Source organism: Candidatus Nanopelagicales bacterium, assembly GCA_037045355.1.
In the GTDB taxonomy this organism is placed as follows: domain Bacteria; phylum Actinomycetota; class Actinomycetes; order S36-B12.
Genome location: JBAOHO010000008.1, coordinates 216,591 through 231,424 on the forward strand (window position 1 = coordinate 216,591; position 14,834 = coordinate 231,424).

At 66.9% G+C, this 14,834-nt stretch carries 14 protein-coding genes; 10 read left to right on the top strand and 4 right to left on the bottom strand.

From position 1 onward, the window contains the following. Positions 1-9: 9 nt before the first annotated feature. On the top strand, positions 10-2,505 hold the full coding sequence (locus tag V9E98_01985) for an ATP-binding cassette domain-containing protein (protein ID MEI2715762.1): 2,496 nt from the start codon (positions 10-12) through the stop codon (positions 2,503-2,505). Positions 2,506-2,567: 62 nt separating this feature from the next. Here V9E98_01985 and V9E98_01990 read toward each other — a convergent pair whose 3' ends face one another. Continuing rightward, positions 2,568-2,942, bottom strand: a complete 375-nt coding sequence (locus tag V9E98_01990; protein MEI2715763.1) for a hypothetical protein — start codon at positions 2,940-2,942, stop codon at positions 2,568-2,570. A gap of 210 nt (positions 2,943-3,152) precedes the next feature. Between V9E98_01990 and zwf the strand changes: the two genes are divergently transcribed. Further along, positions 3,153-4,583 (top strand): glucose-6-phosphate dehydrogenase, encoded by a 1,431-nt coding sequence (gene zwf, locus V9E98_01995; GenBank protein MEI2715764.1) that lies wholly within the window; start codon positions 3,153-3,155, stop codon positions 4,581-4,583. Positions 4,584-4,589: 6 nt separating this feature from the next. Here zwf and V9E98_02000 read toward each other — a convergent pair whose 3' ends face one another. After that, the gene (locus V9E98_02000; protein ID MEI2715765.1) at positions 4,590-5,360 is read right to left on the bottom strand and encodes a YoaK family protein; all 771 of its coding nucleotides are present in this window, start codon (positions 5,358-5,360) and stop codon (positions 4,590-4,592) included. 176 nt (positions 5,361-5,536) lie between these two features. On the opposite strand from V9E98_02000, the gene V9E98_02005 reads away from it, so the two are divergent. After that, on the top strand, positions 5,537-5,902 hold the full coding sequence (locus V9E98_02005) for a YbjQ family protein (GenBank protein MEI2715766.1): 366 nt from the start codon (positions 5,537-5,539) through the stop codon (positions 5,900-5,902). On the opposite strand, the gene V9E98_02010 is transcribed toward V9E98_02005, so the two are convergent. Then, the gene (locus V9E98_02010) at positions 5,887-6,270 is read right to left on the bottom strand and encodes a penicillin acylase family protein (protein MEI2715767.1); all 384 of its coding nucleotides are present in this window, start codon (positions 6,268-6,270) and stop codon (positions 5,887-5,889) included. The two genes, V9E98_02005 and V9E98_02010, sit on opposite strands and share 16 nt — an antisense overlap. Before the next feature lie 676 nt (positions 6,271-6,946). Here V9E98_02010 and V9E98_02015 point away from each other — a divergent pair. Then, a complete protein-coding gene (locus V9E98_02015; protein MEI2715768.1) occupies positions 6,947-7,630 on the top strand; it encodes a dienelactone hydrolase family protein in 684 nt (227 codons plus the stop codon). Between the two features lie 88 nt (positions 7,631-7,718). Here V9E98_02015 and V9E98_02020 read toward each other — a convergent pair whose 3' ends face one another. Then, a complete protein-coding gene (locus tag V9E98_02020; protein MEI2715769.1) occupies positions 7,719-9,521 on the bottom strand; it encodes a hypothetical protein in 1,803 nt (600 codons plus the stop codon). Positions 9,522-10,338: 817 nt separating this feature from the next. Here V9E98_02020 and V9E98_02025 point away from each other — a divergent pair. The 6 genes from V9E98_02025 (at position 10,339) to V9E98_02050 (ending at position 14,590) form a co-directional block, all read left to right on the top strand. Beyond that, the gene (locus tag V9E98_02025; protein MEI2715770.1) at positions 10,339-10,875 is read left to right on the top strand and encodes a site-specific integrase; all 537 of its coding nucleotides are present in this window, start codon (positions 10,339-10,341) and stop codon (positions 10,873-10,875) included. Then, a complete protein-coding gene (locus V9E98_02030) occupies positions 10,872-11,108 on the top strand; it encodes a tyrosine-type recombinase/integrase (protein ID MEI2715771.1) in 237 nt (78 codons plus the stop codon). The genes V9E98_02025 and V9E98_02030 overlap by 4 nt, the downstream gene beginning before the upstream one ends. A gap of 204 nt (positions 11,109-11,312) precedes the next feature. Continuing rightward, positions 11,313-11,531, top strand: a complete 219-nt coding sequence (locus V9E98_02035) for a hypothetical protein (protein MEI2715772.1) — start codon at positions 11,313-11,315, stop codon at positions 11,529-11,531. Next, on the top strand, positions 11,528-12,553 hold the full coding sequence (locus V9E98_02040; GenBank protein MEI2715773.1) for a hypothetical protein: 1,026 nt from the start codon (positions 11,528-11,530) through the stop codon (positions 12,551-12,553). Before V9E98_02035 ends, V9E98_02040 begins: the two co-directional genes overlap by 4 nt. Then, on the top strand, positions 12,550-12,963 hold the full coding sequence (locus V9E98_02045) for a hypothetical protein (protein MEI2715774.1): 414 nt from the start codon (positions 12,550-12,552) through the stop codon (positions 12,961-12,963). Before V9E98_02040 ends, V9E98_02045 begins: the two co-directional genes overlap by 4 nt. Positions 12,964-13,594: 631 nt before the next feature. After that, a complete protein-coding gene (locus tag V9E98_02050) occupies positions 13,595-14,590 on the top strand; it encodes an AAA family ATPase (GenBank protein ID MEI2715775.1) in 996 nt (331 codons plus the stop codon). Positions 14,591-14,834: the final 244 nt, after the last annotated feature.

Consider the following 14,834-nt stretch of genomic DNA (forward strand, 5'->3'; position numbering starts at 1 on the left):
GCGAACAGCGTGACGTTGCCCCCCGGCACGTCAGTGCAGGTCCGCAGCGGTGCGGTGCTGGTGTTCGCGGCTCGCACCAGCGATGACGGTCTGGGGCGTTGGGTACCCGTCACCGAATTGATCGGCCCGGTCACGGTACTCGGCACTGACCTCCCGGGTGCGGTCCTGCTCGCAGCGCCGCAGCCGGGTTGTGAGTTCGAGTTTCTCGACGCGGCCGACACCACATCCACGGATGGCATCAGCCTCACTGCCGAGGCGACCGAGGCGTTGGCCGAGGCTGCTGAGGCGCTAGAGCGCAAGACGTCCGCCGACCGACTCCAGCGTGATCACGACGTTTGGCTGGTGCGAGACGCCTTGGAGGATCTCGCTGCCGCAGTGCCGGGGTCGGTCGAGACGAGTGCCGCCGACGACTCCTCTGCCGACGTAACAGCTATGCGTCGGTTGGCCGGCTACATGGGCTTGCCCATCGATCCTCTCCGGCTGCGGAGCGCGGTGGCGGACTCCCACGTCAGCGGGCGGGATCGCATCACCGCATTGGCCGCAGCCTGTGATGCCACGGTCCGTCGGCAGCAACTGCCGCCGTCGTGGTGGGAGTCACAAGGCCCTCCACTATTGCTCACCGAGAAGGCCTCCGGTGCGCACGTCGTGGCGCATTGGCGCCGTGGTGGTTACGCCATCTGGGATCCCAAGACAGGCGCGGATACCAGGATCGATGATGCGCTCGCCGTGGACCTGTCTCCCACCGGGATGCTGCTGCAACCCTTGCTGGATTCCAGCAGGCCGGCCGACCTGCGGGATCTGATCCGCCTGGGCACCCGCGGGCTCGGGAGTTCGGTCGCCATGCTGTTGTCGGTCACGTCGGTCATGGCGGTACTCAGCGCCGCCACTCCTGTCGTGACCGGCCGGCTGACGACAGAGGTGGCGGACGCGGGGGGCACGTCGTTGCTCGCCGTCGGGGCTGCCCTGGTGCTGGTGGTTGTGGCCACGATCCCTCTGGCCGCGGTCCGTGGGTATGCCCTGCGACGCATCAGGACCCAGGCAGTGGCGACATCATCAGCGGCGGTGTTCGAGCGGCAGCTGCGACTGCACATGCGCTGGCACAAGAACCGTCGCCAGAACGAGCGCATCGTCGACGCGACCGCCGTGGACACTGCGGCAGGCAACGCTTCCGACGGGACGATCTTCGTGCTCCTCGACACGGTGTCGGTTGTCGGTGCGCTGCTGGGTGCGTACCTCATGAATCACTGGCTGGCACTGGCCATCGTCGCCATTCTCGCGGTGCGTTCGGTGATCGACATCGCCCTGGTACGCCGACTCTCCGAAGTGAGTACGCGGGCCGTCGATGCTGACGCTCAGTCACCCGTGCTCGAGATGTTGCGCGGATCCACCCGCCTGCGCGCTTCCGGAGCCGGGAGCCGCGCCTACGCGCAGTGGGCGCACTTCTGGGCCGCCGTGGTGCGGGTCAAGGTCAGCCAAGGGCGGATCAACACCGCCCAGCAGGTGTCGGCCGCCCTCTGGCCGGCGCTCAGCCTGGCTCTCATGCTCGGTGTCATCGCCCTCACCATGCAGGACAGCAGCACTGCGCAAATGCTGGGTGTCATCGTCGCCGGGCAGGTGGCGCTGACAGCAGCCAACTCGTCCTTGTCGTTGGCGATCTCGAATATCGGCGTGCTATTGACGTCCGCAGCAATGCTGCGTCGGTCGGAGTCCATCCTGGCTGCGCTTCCGGAGTCCTCCAGTGGTGGCGAGGTCGCACCGTTGCGCGGTGGCGTCGACCTGCGGGATGTCCGCTACCGCTACGATCCCGATTCGCCGCCCCTCTTCGACGGACTGACGCTGTCGGTCCGTCCGGGCGAACATCTGGCTCTGGTCGGGCCGTCAGGGTCGGGCAAGACCACACTTCTTCGACTGGTCCTCGGGTTGGACGAACCGGAAGCGGGTCAGGTGTCCTTCGACGGTAAGGGTCTGCCCAGTCTGGACCGCGCCGCCGTCCGCCGTCAGATCGGCGTCGTCATGCAGTCATCGGCGTTACTGCCCGGCAGTATCCGCGACAATGTCGATCTCGGCCGAGGCCTGACTGCCACGCAAGTCTGGGACGTGCTTGATCGGGCCGCGGTGGGTGAAGATGTCCGAGCCATGCCGATGGGTATCAACACCGTGGTGGTCGAAGGAGGTAGTGGGATCTCCGGCGGCCAGCGGCAGCGGATCCTGTTGGCCCGGGCACTGGCCGGCAACCCACGGTTAATCATCTTGGACGAGGCGACGTCGGCATTGGACAACGTCAGTCAGGCGGCGGTGGTGGCGAATCTCGATCAGATGGACATCACCAGGATCGTCGTCGCGCACCGGTTGTCCACGATCCGCCGTGCAGACCGCATCGCGGTGCTCGACGGAGGCCGGATCGTGCAGGAAGGCTCCTACGATTCCCTGGTCGCGACTCCAGGTCCGTTCCGCACCTTGGTGGAACGGCAGTCCGTTGATGCGCTGGGAACGCCCGCGGGCTGACGGCCATCCTGGAACACGGGTGACCCCGCCTCCGGACGGGAGGCGGGGTCACGCGATTGCCGTCAACTGGCCTGGTTCTTGATCCGCTTGATCTCGAAGAAGGTGTTCCGGGCGTTGGTGTCCTTGAACATGATGGAGCGCTTGCCGCGACCGCCCTTCGACACTGTCCAGCCGGGCAGTGTCTCGCCGGTAGCCAGCCAGTTGTGCAGGTCGATGATCGCGCTGCTGCAGGGAAGTTTGCGGACATAGGTCTTGTAGTAGCCCGCTGGCACCGGGTAGCCGTTGACGGTGTCGCCGATGTGCTCCACGAGGAAACGGTTGCCCTTGCACAGGGTGCCGCGGTTGCCATCAGCCGCCGAGGCCGCCGTCATGGGTGTCAGTGCGCCTGCCGCGATCACGGCTCCTGCGCCGACGGCTGCCATCAACTTCTTGTTCATTCGAATCCTTCCGGGTGGCGGGGTCCATCCCCGCGTGTCGTTCGTTGGACGGGCAGGGGTTCGTTCGCGTTCCCCATGCTGGCCACGAAATGCTCTCCGACGAATGGGTGTTGATCGCTGAAGTCCACGCCAGCGGGTGCGGGGCCCGGCCACACTGCACTGACGCCCCCCAGGCCCGAGGCGGCAGGAGCCCGCGGAACAGGAGCCACCGTGAGCCACACCCAGCAGGTCCCGGCCCCCCACGTCATCGTGCTCTTCGGGGCGACGGGTGATCTTGCCGCACGCAAACTGCTGCCGGGGCTGTTCCATCTGCAGGTCAGCGGTCTCATGCCCATCGACTACCGGATCGTGGGGGCCTCACGCCGGGCGTCGTCGGATGAGTCGTTTCGCGCCCACGCCACCGAAGTGGTCACCGATTTCGGGCGTACTCCCGCCCGCGGCCCGGAGTGGGAGCAGTTCGCTGCACGCACCTCCCTGGTACCGTTCTCGACTTCGGACATGACCGAACTCGGCCAGGCCGTCAGCCGCGCCCGTGACGAGCTCGGCCCCGATGTGCGCACCTTGGTCTATCTGTCGATCCCCGCGCAGGGCATGCCGGATGTGATCGCAGCCCTTCCCGCGGCTGGTCTTGACGACCCAGCGACCCGCGTGATTCTGGAGAAGCCGTTCGGTACCGACCTGGACTCGGCGCGACACCTCGATGCGCTGCTGCACACGATCCTGACTGAGGACCAGATCTTCCGGATCGACCACTTCCTGGGCAAGGAGGACGTGCAGAACATCCTCGCGCTGAGATTCGGCAATAGGTTCTTCGAACCCCTGTGGAACGCCGAGCACGTCGCCCGTGTCGAGATCGATGCTCCGGAGACCTTGGGAGTCGAGAACCGGGCCGCGTTCTACGAGGAGACTGGCGCGTTCCGCGACATGGTGGTCACACACTTGTTGCAGGCTTTGGGTTTCGTCGCGATGGAACCTCCGGCGGCATTCAGCGCCGACGCGCTGGCGGCTGGTCGCCGAGCTGTCTTCGATGCCCTCGCTCCCGTCGATCCGAGTCGCGTGGTCCGCGGGCAGTACGCGGGGTACCGGGAGCACGCCCAGGTTGCTGATGACTCCGACACGGAGACATTCGTGGCGCTTGAGGTGCGTATAGACAACCCCCGCTGGGCGGGGGTGCCGATCCTGTTGCGCACCGGCAAGCACTTGTCGCAGTCCCGTAACGTGATCACGCTGACCTTGCGGCCCCCGGACTATGGGATCTTCTCCGCGCAGGCGAGCCTGCCGCCGAACCAACTGTCCTTCGAGGTCGGCCGTCGGGGAGGGCTGCGAGTCAGGTTCCGGGCCAAGAGGCCCGGACCCACCATGGAACTCGCATCGGCGGAGTTCGACTTGCCTTACGTGCAGCAATACAACGCGACCGCGGGACTCGAGGCCTACGAGCGCCTGTTGCACGATGCGATGCTCGGGGACCACACGCTGTTCAATACTTCCGGTGGGATCGAACGGCTGTGGGAGGTCGGTGCCCCGCTGCTGGCGGATCCGCCCCCCGTGGTCCCTTACGAGTCGGGGTCATGGGGCCCGGCAGAGGCAGATGCCTTGGCCGCCCCTGATGGATGGGCCTTGCCTGATGGTCATGATGATTGACGAGGATCAGGTCACCGGAGCCGGCCGCGGCCCACGCGTGAGCGGCCACAGCACGATTGTGAAGAGGATGGAGGCGGCCACGAGGGGTGCTGACACGTCCCACCTCAGCAGAGCGGCTCCGATCACTGCTCCGACCATGTACAGCAGGATGGACCCCAGGCGCCTCTGCCATTGAGTCGAAACACCGCGCGCGAGGCGTGACTCCGACACCAGCCCAGCCAGCGTCAAGGTCAGCACGTTGGTCGCGACATCCGAGACTCCGTGTCGACGCATCAAGGCGTTGTGAATCCCCATTGCGAAGGCCAGTAGTCCGACGATCACCAACCGAGCCGGCGGGGGAATCATGTCCTCGTCGATGATGCCGTCGGTCAGGAACAGGCTCTCGGACTGGTCGCCGGGAATCCCAGCCGAGACGATGACCGCTGTGACCGTGGCGGCGACGATGAACACCCACTCGACGCGGTAGCCGACTACCCGTGCCGCGTGTGGATGGCGCCCGTTGGTGGCGATTCCGGCTGCCAGAGCGCCCATCATGAACGGAGCGATCGCACCCACGTATGCAACGAGTCGCTCGGATGACAGTTCCCCTGCACCCAGGAACACCGAGAGCAGTAGCAGGTTGCCCGTCATGCGCTCTGCGAAGACGCCACCCAGCGCCAACAGACAGGTGGCGTCGACGATCCCGCAGATGACACCGAGGCTCATCACACCCGTCATGTAGGAGCGGGTCGCAGCGGTGGCCCGCGAAGGTTCTGGAGCCGATGGGGGAGCATTCACGTCTCAGGCCTGGGGTGGATGTTGGCCGGCGCCGGGGTGACGGGTTCCGCCACTCCTTGCCGCGTGTCCCGGCGAACCGACCGTGCCGTGCCGCCTCCTGCGAGACAGTTCTCGATTCCCATTATGGCGGTGGGAACACTCGGCGGATGGACACGTCTCGGGTGTAGCGTTCCGCCATGACCAGCAACGCGGACACTCCCATCGCCGAAGCCATCCCCTGCACCACAGCATTCGAGGTTCCGGGCCATGACATCGTCCAACACCTTGGTCTCACCTGGGGCGTTTTGGTCCGCTCCGTGGGGTTCGCCAAAGGCTTCACGGGCGGCTTCAAGGCCATGCGTGCAGGAGAGGTGCCGCAGTACACCGACGTCGTGGACCAAGCTCGCCGTGATGCGCTCGAGAGGCTCATCCAGCACGCCCAGAGTCTGGGCGCCAACGCGGTGATCGGAGTGCGTTTTGACTCCTCGGACGTGGGCGCCGATTCCGGACTGTCGGAGATCCTGGCCTACGGAACGGCTGTGGTCATTCAGCCCAAGGCTTGATTCGGCACGTGAGGTTCGGTAGTTGAGGAACGCGCTCGCCGCTGTTGCCGGTCACGTTCACCCAGGTGGAGTTGTTCAAGTCCGACATGTCCACGACTTGCCGCATCCACCTGGTCGGCTGCCGCCTGCAGTGAGGCGGTGACGGTCTGATTGCGGTCTTCCTTCTGGGCAGTGGCGACGTCGTCCCACCAAACGTTGTTCGGCTCCCTCCACAGAACGCGGATGACCTCCCAGATTCGGTCTCCCGCATTGAATGACACCGCCTTCCCCGCTCCGAGCTCATCGGTGAACACGCGCTGTACCAGCTGCGAGTGGAACGCATTGAAGTACATGGCCGCCGCGGACGTGGAGGGCGCGGCGGGTCTCAATCAAGAGGGGGAGCGGCGCCCTGGTGAGGTTCTTGGTCGCGCCACCCCCCATGAAGCGACTGTCAAGTGAGGGCTCTCGCTTGTCGAAGAGAAGAGGGTGGGTAGTGCCAGAATCCCGGCCCTGGGGTTGTGCGTCGTCGTGGCGTGCGTAGGTCTCGGCGGAGTGGCAGAGGCCGCGCAGTCCACTCCCGATTCGATGGGCAGTACCGATGCCCGGCTGCCGTACAGCTCGCGACCCGCGGCTGATTCGGCCGTGCGGCTCACCGCCGGAGTGACTCGGTCGATGACGCGAAGCGGGGAAAGACGGCGACGGCCCAAGCCCGGCGCTCGCTGCAAAGCACGGCAGCAAGGTCAGATTGTCGCCACCGTCCGCTTCGGGAAGTTGCAGTGTAAGAAGGGCTTCTGGAGGGCGATGCGACCCGCGAATCCCGTCCCTTCTCCGCCTGTGCCGCCGACCTGGATCCCGTCGCCGGTCCCGATGCGTGACTCCGACCCCACCCCTTCCCCGAGCTCCGGCACGGCGCCGTCCCCACCGTCACACCCGTCCAACGCGCCGCTCGCTCCTCCGGGCGACGCTGTCTCGTCTCCCGATCCGGCCAGGGCTCCCGCTCAGGACCCGGAGCCGGTTCCTTCCCCGACGACCTCGTCGTCGCCCTCTCCCGCGACCTCCACGCCGGTGGCGCCAATTCCCTTCACGGCGGACGTCGTATTCAGCCTCAACAGTGCGCAGAGCAACTACTGGATCTATGCTCCGTCCGCGTATGACCCCTCGCATGCCAAGCCGATCACACTCTTCGTGTGGATGCACGGTTGTGGTGGGCAGGGCCGGTGGGACATCTACCAAGTGTCACCGGGAGAGTCGCAGAACTTCATTTCGATCGCTTTGGGTGGCCGCGAAGGCGCATGTTGGGACGTGAACAGCGATACGGCGTTGGTGTTGGCCGCCATCGCCGACGTCAAGACACACTTCAATATCAACCCCCACCGGGTGGTCCTGGGAGGGTACTCGTCAGGCGGGAATCTCGCTTATCGGACCGCGTTCTACAACGCAGACACGATCGCTGGAGTCCTCGCGGAGAACACCGCGCCCTTCACCGGTACGGGTTCCAGCCAGTCCGCGTCCATGTCCGCTGCCGCATGGAGGTTCCCAATCGTGCATCTCGCGCACACCCAGGACGCTGCGTATCCGATCAGTCGTGTTCGCGACGAAATGAACGCCCTTACGACCGCCGGCTTTCCGGTCACGCTGATGGAGAGGCCCGGGGGGCACTGGGTGGACGACACTGCAGACACCGGCACAAACCACGACCTCCGCACTCTCCTCCTGCCGCACCTCGATGCCGACTGGCGCTCGCCCTGATCCCCCGCTGGCCTCCCGCTGTTCCCGCATGCCGTCGCCTGGGTGATTGCGCAGTCCGAATGACTGCAAAGTGTGGAAGCGGCTCCCCTCAGGAAACGGCGACCTTCGTCGTCTGGGTCGGGATGGCCACGGTCGACTCAACAGCGCCGGACCGGTCCAGCAAGTCGACGGACTGGGACGACGACGTGACCTGCGACGCGGTGTAGGACCAGCGGATCGCCCCACCAGAGGGGACCTTCAGCGGCGCCTGCCCCGCGTTCTTCATCGCGGTTTGCCCGTCCTCCGCCTGGATCAAGACCCCTGTCTCGATCGTCTCGGATGCGCCCTCGGGGGCGAACAGCATGGTCTGGGCGGCGGCGTCGAGGTCGGCGACAAAACCCCCGCCGGGCGTGGACGAAGCCGGCTGCCAACTGCCCGCGAACTCACCCGGACCGGCGGCGTTCGTGGCCGTGTCCAGGATCGTCAACTTGGGGTCGGATCCCCCGCTGCTGCGGAAGGCGATCTCACCGCCGGTCGGGTCGAAGGTGAACCCATCCGAGGATCCTGCGGGCAGCGTCCAATCGGACAGTTCCAGCGCGGCGGAGCCGAGGGCCTTCCGGCCCAGCCCAGCGGCGATCGACGCCAACATGCCGGTCTCCACCGCGGAAGGGTTGGCGCCGTTGTCGACCACGACCGTGAACGGGGCCTCGGCCGGCACGACGAATGTTGGGAAGGCCTGAGGCTGACCGGGACGCCACGGGCTCGTGGGGTGCTTCACGCGCAAACCCGGGATCGCTGACCCATCGGGGCTGGTCACGCGGACCTCCACTGGGGTGTCGGTCACCACTGGGTCGAGCCTGATGCGGGTCGCCTTGGTCCCGGGACAGAAGGGGCACGGGGCGTTCTCGGTCGGCATCGACTCCGCGACTGGGTACAACTCGATGCCGCCGGCCAGCATTGAGGGTGGCGATCCGGGGTTGGCCTGCACTTGGTAGTCGAAGCCGGCGTAAGTGGACGTCACCTTGGCTTTGGTGTCGGCGTGGATAGCCCGGACACGCTCAGGGTAGTTGTTGTCGTACACCGCGATGTCGTACTTTCCCTTGCCCCGGTCGTAGACCGCCAGCGGCGTGATGGCGTGACCACCACCGTCGTTGATCGATAGGGCGAGAGTGAACATCCCCGTCTCTCGCTGCATCGACTTCACCAACCGGGGCACCGCCTTGGCGGCGGTCAGCGTGGGCGGGGAGAGATACTCCTGGGTCGCAAAGCGCTGGGCCACGGGCCGGGTCACCTTCGATGCGAAGGGCGCCTTGACCACTTTGCGGGCGCCCAGTGACTGCGCGTCCACCATCCCCGAGAACACCTGTCCGACCAGCGCGGCGATGCCGAAGCAGTGTCCACCGTTCGAGGCCTGATTGGAGTAGTCCATCCACTGTCTGGCGGCGACGGTCAAGGCGCACCGGCCGGACTTCTCCGGCTTGGCGGCACAAACGTCATCGGAGCCGAAGAGGCCGATCATGTCGCGGGAGTCCATGTTGGCCACCTGGCCCAGCGAGGTCCCGAAGATGTAGTGGTTGACCTGGTTGGGGAATCCGGCGGATCGCGGGTGCCCGGAGTTGGAGTAGTTGAGGAAGAACAGTCCGTCTTTCTGAGGCCTGAATCCCGTGTCGGCGATCAGTTCCCCTTTGGGGCGCCACTTCTTCGGGGTCCGCCCGACCAGGTCGTTCCACAGGCTTTGGGGCACCCACTTCGGCGCGGGCTTGTCGGTCAGTCGCTTGCCCACCGGGATCGGGTTGTGGGAGCTCGAGGTGCTGAACTCCTTGGCAGGCTGAGCGCCCGCGGGGAGCGCGGTGGTCAGCAGGAGCATCCCCGCAGCCGTCAGTCCGACCGTTGCCTTGATCGCGTGTTTCACCGATACCTCCGGAGCGTGGCCGACCCGCAGCCCAGACGTGGCGGGTCCGAGGTTATTCTGTCAGGCCTGAACCGGGTCGAGTGGTCCACGTCCCGCTATGTGGCGCTCTGATCGGGCGCGCAACTCAAGAGCGCTCCCCATTCTGCTTGCGGGTGAGTGCGCTGGGAAGACGTGACTGGGGAGCCGAATCGAGGCATCGGTTTTCCCCAGATACACGCGAGAGCCGACGCCCGGACTCGAACCGGGAACCACCTGTTTACAAGTTGGCGCTCGCGGGTTGGCAGGGGGTTGGGCCAAGTGGCAAGTTACCGAGTGTTTCCAACGGTTTCCGTCTCATCTCGTTGCACCCGGTAGCATCGGGTACGGCCGCAGAATCGGTCTGTGGGTCCAGTCTCGTGGGTCCACTATCCGCAGCCCGCACCGGGGGCAACAATGGCGAAACCGAAGGAACGCGGCGACGGCACGGGCTCGGTCTACCGCCGCGGTGACGGGCAGTGGGTCGCTCAGGTCCGCCGCTTCGACCCACTGACCGGCACGTCGGTCAAGACCCGCCGCTACGCCACCTCCCGAGAGGCCGCGCGAGCGAAGTTGAAGCAACTTCGCGACGGCACCACACCCGCGACCACCACCGGCCCGGACGTCCTCCTGGCGGACTACTTCTCCACCTGGCGCACCCATCGACTGCCGCACACATCCCTATCGCCCAGGACCCAGACCATCTACGGCGATCTCCTACGGTGGTACGGCGAACCCGCAGCGGGACGACTGCAGGCTGCGCGACCTCGATCGCCGCACCGGGGAGTTGTGGCTGGCGGCCGTGCGCGATCACCGTCGCAAGGACGGCCAGCCGCTCGCCGCCTCGACGGTGCGCGGCGTCTACGTCGCGGCCGTACGTGCCCTCGACCTGGCCGCCGATGAAGGTCTGACCGAGGGCAACCCGCTTCGCCAGGTCGACCGGCCCACGGTCACGAAAGCGACGGTGCCGGTCACCTCGGCCGACGACGCTGATGCCCTGCTCGCGGCCTGTCAGGGACGACGCGTTGAGCACCTGGCGGTGTTCGTGGCGTTCACCGGGGTTCGCATCGGTGAGGCTCTGGCGTTGCGGTGGTCCGATGTGGACCTGTCCGCCGGGACGGCCACGATCCGCCGCGGATCACCGGACCGCGATGCCACGAAGTCCGGCCGGGTGCGGACCATCACCTGCATCCCCGAGGTGGTGGACGCGCTCCGTGCACAGACGACAGCGGCAGCGCAGCGATGCGGCGGACCTCGGTCCGAGCTGGGCCAACCCCGATGGTCTGGTGTTCACCTCGATCACCGGCCGGGCGCTGGACCGACGCAACGTCACCCATGAACTGCAGACGCGCGGCACGCGCCGGCAGGAGTCGAACCCGGCGCCGCCCTTGGCATTCGCTACGGCACGGCCTGGCGCACCGACTCCTGGCCCGAGGAGTGCCGCTGCAAGTGGTCTCGGCGCTGCTGGGGCACTCCGGCATCGGGATCACGGCGGACACGTACGGGCATGTTTCGGCGATCGTTCCCGCCGATGTCCTGTCCGCCGCGCTGAACCGCGATACAGACGGCTAGGCGTCGCTCGCCACCGCTAGCCGAGGTCTGCGACGGACCGCTACTGGACAACCGCGCCCCCGACGGCTTACGGTCGCGTCACCAGACCCAACCCAGTCCGGACAGGACACATAGGACGGCGGAACCTAGGGAATCCGCCCACCTCTGGGGGGCAATGCGTGAGCGGCCCCGGAGACGAACTCAACGTCTCCGGAGGAAACCCTCATGTCCGAATCTGTCGGGACCATTCCCGATGCCGAAACCACCCCACTGCTGAGCGTCATCGACGCCGGGCGCTATCTCGGGATGTCCCGTGACCGCGCCTACCGCGCCGCGCAGGCCGGGTACCTGCCCACCGTCCACCTGAGCGCAACCCGCCTCGCCGTGCCCACGGCGAAACTGCGGGAGCTGCTGGGGCTGCCCGTCACGGGCGGTGCCGAGTGACCACCATCCCCACGAACGACAACGCCCCCGCTGCGCGGGAAGCAGCGGGGGCAGTCGGCGGAGTTACCAGACCCATCGACGCCGAAAGTGTACCGCGCGACGGTTCCGTGAACACCGCCTCGATCGACGTCGCCGAGGCGGCGATCCTGACCGCCGCAGAGGCCGAGCAACTCGCCAAAGACGAAGCGATCATCGAAGCCGGGATCACGGTGTTCTACAAGGTCGGCATGGCCTTGTGCCGTATCCGCGATCAGCACACCTACCGGGCCACTCATGCCACGTTCGAGGACTACGTGAACGAGCGCTGGTCGATGTCGCGGACCCGCGCCTATCAACTCATCGAGTCCGGTGTGGTGGCCGATCAGATGTCCACAATTGTGGACATTCCGCAGATCGAGAACGAGGGCCAGGCCCGTGCGATCGCCCCGATCGTCAAGGAACACGGACCCGATGTGGCTGCCGATGTCCTGCGGGTCGCGCAGCAGGCGACCGAGGGCAAGGTGACGGCCAAGGCGATCAAGGCCGCAGCGAAGGAAACCGTCGCACCCAAGCCGGTCAAGCCGAAGGTGACCGTCATCCGCGAGCCGGAGCCCAAGCCGGTCAAGCCGAAGGTGACCGTCATCCGCGAGCCGGAGCCCAAGCCGGTCAAGCCGAAGGTGACCGTCATCCGCGAGCCGGAGCCCAAGCCGGTCAAGCCGAAGGTGACCGTCATCCGCGAGCCGGAGCCCAAGCCGGTCAAGCCGAAGGTGACCGTCATCCGCGAGCCGGAGCCCGACGACGCCACCATTCGGGCGCAGACGAAAGTGGCGCAGAGCCTGATCGAGAATTCGGACCCCGTGGCGGTGGCCTTGATTCTGGCCGACAGTCTCGACCACCGGGTGGCCAACACCACAGACCCGTTGCTGAGCGCTGGGGTCCTGCTGGCTGCTTGGTCGATAGTTCAGTTCTGCGGCGATGACCCGGACGGCGCATTGGAGATGGTGCGCCAGAAGGTCGCAGCCAGCCTTGGTGGTGACGCATGACCATCACCACCTCCACCGCCCCGCTGTCCGAGATGCTCGCCGCACTCGACATGGCCCCGGACACCCGGCTGTCCTGGCTGATCCTGCGCGACGGGCAACCGAACCGCTCCGGAGTCGGCAGCGTCGCGGACCTGACCGCGAGACAGTGGCCGGTCGATGCCGACTGCTACGTCGGCCTCAACCCATTGTCCGCGCCGGTCGCCACCGGATCACGCGGCAAGGCCGACGACATCGCCCAGCTGTCGACGCTGGTCCTCGACCTCGATGAGCGCCGGCCCCCACAAGCCGGAGGGGCTCGACGCCCAGGACGTCCCGGCAGTCATCGACGACATGTCCGCCCTGCTCGGTACCCGCCCCGTCGCCGTCATCGGCTCGGGCCACGGCTGGCAGCCGATCTGGGCCGTCGATGACGAGATCACCGAAGCCACCTCGGCCCAGGTCGCCCACCGTCAGGCCACCTGGCGACGGTTCACCGCCCTGGGGGTTCGGGTCGCGGCTCTGCGCGGCGGCACCGTCGATGACCTGTCCGACACGGCCCGCGTATGGCGGGTACCGGGAACGGTCAACCACAAGGCCGATCCCGTGCCGGTCACGTTCACCCACGACACCGGATACGCGATCGGGTACCGCGATCTGGTCGCCGCCCTCGATGCGGCCGGAGTCGATGACCCGGGCGATCCGAAGAGCCGTGACGGCGACTGGACCCCGCCGGAGGAGTGGCCGGTCATGCCGGAAGCGTCGGCACCGTGGGTGGCGGACATGACGGCCACCTTCGCGGGCCTGGAACGGCCACGGGAGCGCCACTACACCCACCTGGCCAAGTGCGTGCAACTCATGGCCGCCGTGCGGCTGGGAGCGGTGTGCAATGGCGATGCGGTCGTCCTGGCCGAGATCCTCAAGGACCGGCTCACCGCCTGGCGCAAGGACGGCAAGGTCCGGCCCGGCGAGCACGGCCAGAACTTGCGGGCGGCCGTCGTCCTCGTCGGGCGCAAGACCGACGAGGAGTGCCGTGCCGAGCTCGCGCAGTGGCCCGGGTCATGGATGCCGCAGGAGTCGGAGCCGGTGGTGGGTGACGGTGCTGTCGGAGATGCACCGCCACCACCCGACGACGGCATCCTGGCCAGTCGGATCGACTGGCGGACCGCGTTCAACCGCGAGCACACCGAGACCGACTGGATCGTTCCCGGTCTGGTCGAAGCCGGGCGGGCTGTGGCGCTCTACTCCCCGGCGAAAGCCGGGAAGTCATTGTTCCTGCTCTGGCTGGCCGCTCGGGTCGCCCTCGGGCAGGACATCTTCGGGCAGCCGGTCAAGGCGCGCACGGTGCTCTACGTCGATCTGGAGAACACCCAGGGCGATGTCCTCGACCGCATGGAGCACATGGGATTCGACGCCGACACCGAGGCGCTGGCCGAACGGCTGCACTACCTGTCCCTGCCGATGATGCGGCGGCTCGACACACCGGAAGGGGGACGGCAGATCACCGAGGCCGCCCTCGCGGTCGGTGCTGATCTGGTGGTCATCGACACGGCCGCGCGCACCATCACCACAGCAGAGAAGGACGCCGACACCTGGCACAACTGGTACTCCAACACGGGGTTTCCGCTGAAGCATCACGGCATCGCCGTGATCCGTCTCGATCACTCCGGCAAGGACGAGAAGAAGGGGCAGCGCGGGTCCTCGGCGAAGAACTCCGACGTCGATCTGGTCGTGAGACTGACGGCCACCCAGGACGGCGCTGGTGATGCCGTGTTCCTGAAGGCGGAGGAGTCCCGGCAGGCCCACTACCTGACCCGTGCGAAGTTGCGTCGCGGTCGGGATGACTGCGGATTCCTCACGCATGACGTGGAGTCGCTGGAGTGGCCCGCTGGGTCGATCGACCCCGGCGTTCAGGCAGTGATGGACCAACTCGACGGACTCGACGTCCCGGTGACGGCCGGGCGCGGGACGGTGCTGGCGGCCCTGAAGGCCGCCGGTCTGAAGTACCCGAAGCGGGTAGTTGAGCAGGCGATTCGGGTACGGAAAGAGGCGACCCGATGACGGCCACGGCGCGCCCCACACTTGCCCCCGACCTGCCCGGCACCCCCCGGGCAGGGTCGGGCAGGTGCCCGAAGCGGCCACCTTCGCCGATCTGGGCAGGCCCCGGACAGGGGCCGGGCAGGAGCGTGGGCACCCCCCCGGGCAGGGTCGGGCAGCGTTTCACCGCCGAACTGCCCAAAAAGGAGCACCCCTATATAGGGGTGCCCCTTTGGGCGGCCAAGACGAGAACGGCAGAACCAAGAAG